This window comes from Wolbachia endosymbiont of Nasonia giraulti, from assembly GCF_048054155.1.
Classification (GTDB): domain Bacteria; phylum Pseudomonadota; class Alphaproteobacteria; order Rickettsiales; family Anaplasmataceae; genus Wolbachia; species Wolbachia pipientis_C.
Map to the genome: position 1 here is coordinate 1 of NZ_JAFEVH010000043.1, position 7,844 is coordinate 7,844.

At 32.6% G+C, this 7,844-nt stretch carries 6 protein-coding genes and 1 pseudogene; 3 read left to right on the plus strand and 4 right to left on the minus strand.

What is annotated here, in order from left to right:
- Positions 1 to 91: 91 nt before the first annotated feature.
- The 4 genes from JR312_RS05145 to ubiE form a co-directional block, all read right to left on the minus strand.
- Positions 92 to 1,495: a hypothetical protein gene (locus JR312_RS05145; RefSeq protein WP_416647890.1), complete on the minus strand. Its 1,404-nt coding sequence runs from the start codon at positions 1,493 to 1,495 to the stop codon at positions 92 to 94.
- A 132-nt stretch (positions 1,496 to 1,627) separates the two neighbouring features.
- Positions 1,628 to 2,074, minus strand: a complete 447-nt coding sequence (locus JR312_RS05150; RefSeq protein WP_264330548.1) for a hypothetical protein — start codon at positions 2,072 to 2,074, stop codon at positions 1,628 to 1,630.
- Between the two features lie 244 nt (positions 2,075 to 2,318).
- On the minus strand, positions 2,319 to 4,016 hold the full coding sequence (locus JR312_RS05155) for an ABC transporter ATP-binding protein (protein ID WP_264330549.1): 1,698 nt from the start codon (positions 4,014 to 4,016) through the stop codon (positions 2,319 to 2,321).
- 167 nt (positions 4,017 to 4,183) lie between these two features.
- Positions 4,184 to 4,882 carry a bifunctional demethylmenaquinone methyltransferase/2-methoxy-6-polyprenyl-1,4-benzoquinol methylase UbiE gene (ubiE, locus tag JR312_RS05160; protein WP_416647891.1) on the minus strand — a complete coding sequence of 233 codons (699 nt, stop codon included), beginning with the start codon at positions 4,880 to 4,882 and terminating at the stop codon, positions 4,184 to 4,186.
- Positions 4,883 to 4,992: 110 nt separating this feature from the next.
- On the opposite strand from ubiE, the gene JR312_RS05165 reads away from it, so the two are divergent.
- The 3 genes and pseudogenes from JR312_RS05165 to JR312_RS05175 all read left to right on the plus strand — a co-directional run.
- The gene (locus tag JR312_RS05165) at positions 4,993 to 6,183 is read left to right on the plus strand and encodes a Bcr/CflA family efflux MFS transporter (protein WP_458065612.1); all 1,191 of its coding nucleotides are present in this window, start codon (positions 4,993 to 4,995) and stop codon (positions 6,181 to 6,183) included.
- A 138-nt stretch (positions 6,184 to 6,321) separates the two neighbouring features.
- Positions 6,322 to 7,701, plus strand: a complete 1,380-nt coding sequence (locus JR312_RS05170) for an ankyrin repeat domain-containing protein (protein WP_416647892.1) — start codon at positions 6,322 to 6,324, stop codon at positions 7,699 to 7,701.
- A gap of 16 nt (positions 7,702 to 7,717) precedes the next feature.
- Positions 7,718 to 7,844 (plus strand): annotated as a pseudogene (locus JR312_RS05175) (IS256 family transposase); the annotation flags it as partial.

Consider the following 7,844-nt stretch of genomic DNA (forward strand, 5'->3'; position numbering starts at 1 on the left):
TAGATGACAGGATATTTGTTTCTAATTCTTTATAATCTACCAAACCAGTAGTTCTATTTGCTTGACTCATATCAAACCTCCATTTTTTATATCAATTTATTACTTTTTTTTCGGTTTGACACACTTTTTTGAACGTTCCCGCGTATTCCTGACATTTTGCATTACTTCCACAGTCTTTCATTGTACCATCAGGATTTAAGTGAGGTTTTAATTGAGAGTAGTATATTCCAGTGTTGTTACCATCTTTGTCTATTATTTTCTTAGAATAATCAAGAATTATCAATGGTGATTTTAATTTTGCAACTATAGTTTTACCTGCACATTCTTCTAATTCCTTTCCCTTAAGGTTTAATACTAAATTAGGACACCTATCATTGAGAAAGAAATTTTTACTGTATATATAATCCGCATAAGGTGCAGTGGAAGGGCAACAAACACTCGTTTTATCACTCTGAAACTCCTTTGGACATCTTAACCCAGCATCCCCTGTTTTACCTCCTTTATTACACCACATATTGCTTGGCGCAGCCCATGTGTAGTTTATGTTGCTTCCGCACTTGGTATTTTCTTTGCTTTCAAAAGTGATAGCAAAATTGTCTGCATAATACTGTTTAGCATTTTTCGTGTAAAAATGATCCACAATCTCTTTATTGCTCATTAAGTCAGGGAGAAATTGCTTCAAAAGATCTTTTGTAACCCAACCAGGCTGACCGACCTCACCGCGTGATTTATAATATCCTGCATAACCTAAACAGTTATCCTTATCAGTAGCATGTTTTTCAGTTATCAGCATACTTTCTATGGCTCCTTTACTTCCATTATCGACAGTTTCACCTTTCCCTTTATCTTTTTCCTCATTAGAAGTCTTATTCTGATCACACTTACAATCTATCTCATCTTTTATTTTATTTTTTATTTCCTCCTTAGTCTTATCATCAATTTCATACTTAAGGTCTTTCTTCAGTTCATTCTTAATATTCTCCTTCAATTCATTCTTGGTCTTATCATCAATTTCACAAGTTTCGCACTTAAGATCTTTCTTCAGTTCATTCTTAATATTTTCCTTCAATTTATTCTTAGTCTTATCATCAATTTCGCAAGTTTCGCACTTAAGATCTTTCTTCAGTTCATTCTTAATATTTTCCTTCAATTCATTCTTGGTCTTATCATTAATCTCACGGTTAAGATCTTTCCCTAGCTCATCATTAATCTTTTCTTTTAATTCATTTATAGCCTTATCATCAATCTCACGGTTAAGATCTTTCTCTAGTTTATCCTTAATCTTTTCTTTTAATTCATTTATAGTCTTCTCATCAATCTCACGTAAGAGATCTTTCTCTAGCTCATCATTAATCTTTTCTTTTAATTCATTTTTAGTCTTCTCATCAATCTCACGGTTAGGATCTTCTTTTTTGAAAATTTTAAATGATAATGGTCGGGAAGTTGAATAACTTTTGCTTTGTTGATTTTGGTAAAAAGAATTATTTTTTGACATAATATTTTTCTCCTGTTAAATAAAAATTAATTAGCAAATATAGGTACTCTATCTATATGATACTTTCAAATATCTATAAAGATATATTCAGAGTTAGGTATATAACCTAAAAACGTACATCTCTCAGCACTCTTATATAAGATTAACTATTTCTGGTAATACTAATATCCCATCAAGAAGAGTTTCTTCTTGCACAGTAGAAAAACTTTTCCCAACAACTATAGAAGAGTTTATTGCTTCTACACACTCCTTGCATAAAACATTGTCTTTACAGTCAGCATTAAGCTTACCTTTTGAATCAATCATAATGACATCATCTCCTAGGCCCGCAAAATTTTCTACGCACTCTAAGTAGGTCTTACCTGTTGATTTTCCGTTAGTGATATTAAGAATTTCACCGGTTTCTAGATTGACTGTTATTGCAAGCTCTGAAAGAACTTCCTTCATATCTTTACCTTCAGTAATCTTCGCTAATTCAAGTTTTATTTTGTCTAGAACTTTTTGATAAACTTTTTCTTCATTTTCTTTATTCTGATTACCAATTTGAAGTTCTAGATACTCCTTTAGTTCCTTTTGCATTTCCTCCCTTATTTTACCTAAAGTTTCTTTATTAACCTGATCATTACATGATCAACCATAGTTAGTTACGCATACTGTATTGGAAGGAACGCCTGTAGGTAAAAAAGAATTGTAAGTCATAAAAACTCTCTCTAAAAATATTATAGAACTATTATAGGTCAAAATAATTAAAGATTTAATAACCAGATTGCCAAATTCAGCATAACAACCAACAAGTATGACTCAAATTTTCCTTCAGTTTTTACTATATCTTCGCCAATTTTGCATACAGCCCATCTTTACTCATTAGAGAATCATGAGTACCGACTTCTTCCACTTTCCCGCAATTAATCACTATAATCTTGTCAGTTTTGAGTGCGGTTGATAGTCTGTGTGTAATTATAATTGTTGTTCTGTTTTGCATTAATTTACTCAGTGCTTTTTGAACTAGGTTCTCACTTTTATAATCAAGGGCGGAAGTTGCTTCATCAAGTATTAAAACCTGAGGATTTTTTAGTATTGCTCTTGCTATTATGATGCGTTGTTTTTGTCCTTCAGAAAGCTTCAGTCCTCTTTTTCCTACAAATGTATCAAATTTATCCGGCAGTTTATCAATAAATTCCATCGCATAAGCGCTAATAGCTGCTTGCCTGACTTCCTCATATTCAGCACCCGGTTTGCCGTATAGTATATTTTCCATTATTGAGCAAGAAAATATCATGTGATCTTGTGGTACTAAGCCAAACAGCGATCTTAGGTCATTTAGCGCAATTGTCTTAATATTCTGTCCATCGATAGTAATACTGCCTTCACTTGGATCGTGAAAACGGAGCAAAAGCTTTAAAATGGTGCTCTTGCCACTGCCAGATGGTCCAACAATTGATACTGATTGGCCTGCCTCTATAGAAAATGATACGTTATTTAATGCTGGCTTATCAGCATAAAAAAATGTTACATCATTAAACGAAATTCCTTTTTGAACACTATTGATCCTTATAGGATTATCACTATCTAATATAGAGCTTTTCATATTTTTAAATTCAAATAAACGCTCTACTATTCCAAGACCTCGTTGTAAATCACTGATATTATCGCTCAAATTATTTATAGCTCCTGCCGCAAGCGCTGAATAAAACACAAATGAGGAGAGTTCTCCAATGGTCATATTATTACTTAAGACTTCTTTTATTCCAAAAAAAAGCAAAATAACTAGCGAACCTATCACACACGTGATAACTAGAGTTACTAAAATAGCACGCAAGAGTACTAATTTTACGTATGATTTTGATACTGAGTTTAGATGTTTCTGAAAACGAATTTTTTCATTTTCTTCTAGTACAAATGATTTAATGGTTACTATAGATCTAAAATTTTCCTCACTAAATGATGCAAGCTCACTTAATTTATCCTGAGCAAAGCGTGCATAATTGCGAACTTTTTTTCCAAGTGAAGTCATGATAATGAGCAGTATGGGTATTATTGCAGCTGCATATGCGGTTAAATGTAGATTTGTGTATAACAGCATTGCAACACTACCAGTTAGTACCACTGCATTCCTCAATATTGTCAATAAGCTGCTGTTTATTATCGATTGCAATGCAGAGGTATCAGTAATGAGTGCTGAGATAACATCTTGCACACCTGTATTCTCAAAGAAACTTGGTTGTAAATCAGTAATACTGCTATATAAGTCATATCTGATTCTTGCGACAACTTTTTCGCTGCCAATGCCAATGAAATATAACCGAATAAATGCAGTGAAAGAAATGCCTAAAACTATCAGTATTGCAACTACGAGCTTGGTAGTAAAGTTATGCTCTGCGCCAGAATCAATTATGTTGCTTAAGCCCCTACCAAAAAGAAGAATCGTTAAAGCTGAAAATAGAACTGCAATAAAAGCTACGGTAAAATAATGTAGACTAGGTTTTATATAGTAAAATAGCTGCTTAATGTTAGATCGCATTTTATTTTAAAGTTAAGTATTTAGCTTCAGGAAAAAGTTACAATATTAGTTTACAGTGTACTTCGTTAGAGCAATACGTTCAAGAAACTTTAGCTTGATTTCTACTCAAGGAAAAACGCTGCGAAATTACAGAAAGTTAGCAAAAAAACTACTGAATAGACCAGAGTTTATTTTGTTCCAATGTGTAACGCCACTATTCCATAGCTCATATTATAGAACTCAACATTCTTAAAGCCTACCTCTTCAATTTCCATTTTAAAATTAGTTTGAGTTGGAAATTCTCTTATGCTTCTTACTAGGTATTCATAAGAACCCTTATCTTTAGCAACTATGCTACCAATTTTAGGAATTACTTTAAATGAGTATAAGTCATAAAATTTGGTGAATATCTCATTTTGATAATGCATAGGGGCAAATTCCAAGCAGACAAATTGTCCATTTGGCTTTAGTACCCTATATGCTTCACTTAAAGCCCTCTTACGGTCGGAAAAGTTTCGAATACCAAAAGCTACTGTATAATAATCAAATTCGGAATCTTCAAATGGTAAACTCTCTGCATTTGCACATACCCAATTGAAATTTAGCTGATTTGAATTTATAGCTTTATCACGCCCTTTGTCCAGCATGTTTTGATTTATATCACATACTGTAACTTGAGCACTTGGCTCCCCTCTTGCTATTCTTATAGCTATATCTCCGGTTCCTCCAGCAATATCCAAAACCTTGGAGTGCTTTTTAAAATTCACACTACTTACCATCTTCTCTTTCCATAGCCTGTGCATTCCAAGGCTCATTATATCATTTATGATGTCGTAGCAATTTGCTACAGAATCGAAAACCTCTTTAACCAGTTGTGATTTATCCATATTTTATATAGAGATTGCTTACATAATTATTTTAAACTTTAGCAGTTAAATTAATATACTAATGAGAAAAATATACTACAATTAAACATATTTAATCCAGTAAATCATTAGTGTCGACAGCTTTTTCACAAAATATCATCTCCCTTATTATGATATTATCTGTAGCAGTTGTTGACATGGCAACAGACTTATACTCAGTTGCATTGCCAAGTATTGCCAACTATTTTAAGGTGAAAGGTAATATAGCGCAGCTTACGATCAGTTTAAATTTAGTAGGAATTGCAATATCTGGATTAATTTATGGCCCATTGTCAGACTATTATGGCAGGCGCCTAATAATGCTGATTGGTATGACAATTTTTACTTTGGCAAGTATTGTATGTTGTATAGCTGATAATATTATACTTTTAATATTAATCCGGTTTATACAAGGAGCTGGAGCTGGTGTTGCAGGCGTTGTCGGATATGCAGCAATCAGGGATATGTACTCAGGTAGTGAATACTCAAGAGTAATCTCAAAGTTAAATATGATAGTAGCACTTTCACCTGGAATAGCTCCAGTGGTAGGCAGTTATATAATTTCACATGGTTATAGTTGGAAGTTTTTGTTTTTTATCATATCACTTGCCGCAATTATTATGCTCATTTTTATTTACTTGAAGCTACAAGAAACGCTGACCGTAAATAAAAGTAAAGCCAGTATTAATATCTTCAAGCAGTATATATTAATATTTAAGAATTATCGTTTCCTTGGGTTTTCAGCCATTCATGGATTAACTTTCATGTGGCTTTGGGCATACATTGCTAACTACCCGTTCATATTTGAATCAATGGGCGTTGAAGTACAATATTTTGGCTATCTCATATCAATCATAGTTATATTTTACATAATTGGAACTTTAATTAATAGAAGGTACGTACCAAAAATAGGAGTGAGCAAGATGTTAATAATAGGTTTGGTATTACCGATGATATCGGATGGTTTATTGGTATATTTTTATCTCACAAACAAGTTAAGTGTACTTATTCTTCAAGTTCTTTGGATTCCGAGCAATATCGGGCTTGCACTCGTAATCAGCAATAACGTAACTTCTGCTTTAGAAACAATCAAGGGTATAGGGCTTGGTAGTGCAGTCCTCTCATTCTGCAATATGATGTTTGGAGCTATTGGAATATATATAGTAGGAAAATTTTTTCACTATAGTATTTTACCAAATTTACTGTTAACAGTTGCATGTTCTATAATTGCAATTCTTATATATAGTTTACTTAAATATACTGAAAAACACAGAGAAGGCTGATTACAATAGATTTCTTATATAACCTTATGAAGGTGTAATTTCGGTATGTGGTGCTGGCATCCAGAGAACTTTATCTGCAGAGTTCATTGATTATTAGCAACTGTACCATGATAATACAATTTCTATAGAAAAGTGCAGATGAGTGGCAATTTTATTGATTATACACATTTTAACAGCTCTCTAAATCAGGGTGAGAAAGTTCGATTAGCTGAAAAGACTCACAAAGTTAGGGAAATCTTCTTAAAATATATCAGCAATGATGTTCATAATATGTCAGTTGAGGTTCTTAACACCTATGATTTTGGAAAAGAATATAATGATATATTCAAACAACCAAACAGTATTCATGTACAATTTGGAGATGTTGGAGATAAAGTATTAATTTACTCATGGCCTCGTTACAACGAGTTTGATGAAAGTAAATGGAAAAATTTTTTATCACAACTAACAAAGGATCATAATCTAAAATTTATTGGAACTGGGCCACTTGAGTTTAAATATGAAGGTTTTAATTACAGTGTGTATCCTCCAGCTTTCAACTTTTCACAAAAAGAAATATCTTCAAGACAAATCAATAAAGTTTATACCCTTTTCAAAGCGACAATTTCTGATGATTATAAAGATTATGAACCTTTAGCTTTCAGCTTTTCACAAGAAGAAGTAAATAAAATTATAGAAAATATTAAAAGATCTCATAAGTCAATAAAAAAGCAAGTCATTGACCATTACCAATCATCAGGAAAAGATTTTGTTAAAAATGATTTAGACTTCATAAAGATTGGTACCGATATAAATAATAAAACAAGATTTAGTTCTGTAATATATTTTAACAAACCCAATGGTGTTAATGAAATTAAACTAGAATTATATAAAGCGACTCCCTTACACTTATTTGCTAAGCTTGGGGACAGTTTTTCTCAGCAGCTAGAAGATGATCTAGATAAGGGGGCAGATGTTAATGCAATAGATGAAAGTGAAAAGACCCCTTTACATTATGCTGCTAAAAATGGTCATATAGACATAGTAAAAATTCTATTAGCAGTAGACGGAATCGCTATCAATGTAAAAGACAAGGATGAAAAAACTCCTTTTGATTTAGCTAAAACAGAAGAAATAAAAGCTCTATTAAAAAAAGCCGCAGAAAAAACTGATGACAGTTCAGTATCGACAGATAGTGAAGGAGATCAAGAGGAAGATGCTGGACAAGAAGGTAATGTCCAACCAGTTACACAAGAGCAAGACCCAAAGGAAGAACAACAGGAGATCAGTGCAGAAGAAGAAAGTGATGTAAAAATTGAAGCTGCTGATAATGGACATTCTATTGACATAACACTTACACAAAATGGTGTTAGTCCACAAAGTGAATCATCAACAAATGAAGAACAGCCAAGCTCTTTTTTTAGTAGTTTGTTTGGTATACTGATTAAACCTTTTTCTCTAATAGGATCATTTTTGGGTGGATTTGGGAACGTTCAAAAAAGTGTGTCAAGCCGAAAAAAAAGTAATAAATTGATATAAAAGATGGAGGTTTGATATGAGTCAAGCAAATAGAACTACTGGTTTGGTAGATTATAAAGAATTAGAAACAAATATCCTGTCATCTATACGAGAAGGAAGACCATTGACAGGAAGAGATGGAGCATTAACACCGTTTATAAAAA

What these genes read in the sequence shown, in the direction of transcription:
- JR312_RS05145 (WP_416647890.1), bottom strand. Translation starts at nt 1,495, where the DNA reads ATGTCAAAAAATAATTCTTTTTACCAAAATCAACAAAGCAAAAGTTAT.
- JR312_RS05150 (WP_264330548.1), bottom strand. Translation starts at nt 2,074, where the DNA reads ATGCAAAAGGAACTAAAGGAGTATCTAGAACTTCAAATTGGTAATCAG.
- JR312_RS05155 (WP_264330549.1), bottom strand. Translation starts at nt 4,016, where the DNA reads ATGCGATCTAACATTAAGCAGCTATTTTACTATATAAAACCTAGTCTA.
- ubiE (WP_416647891.1), bottom strand. Translation starts at nt 4,882, where the DNA reads ATGGATAAATCACAACTGGTTAAAGAGGTTTTCGATTCTGTAGCAAAT.
- JR312_RS05170 (WP_416647892.1), top strand. Translation starts at nt 6,322, where the DNA reads ATGAGTGGCAATTTTATTGATTATACACATTTTAACAGCTCTCTAAAT.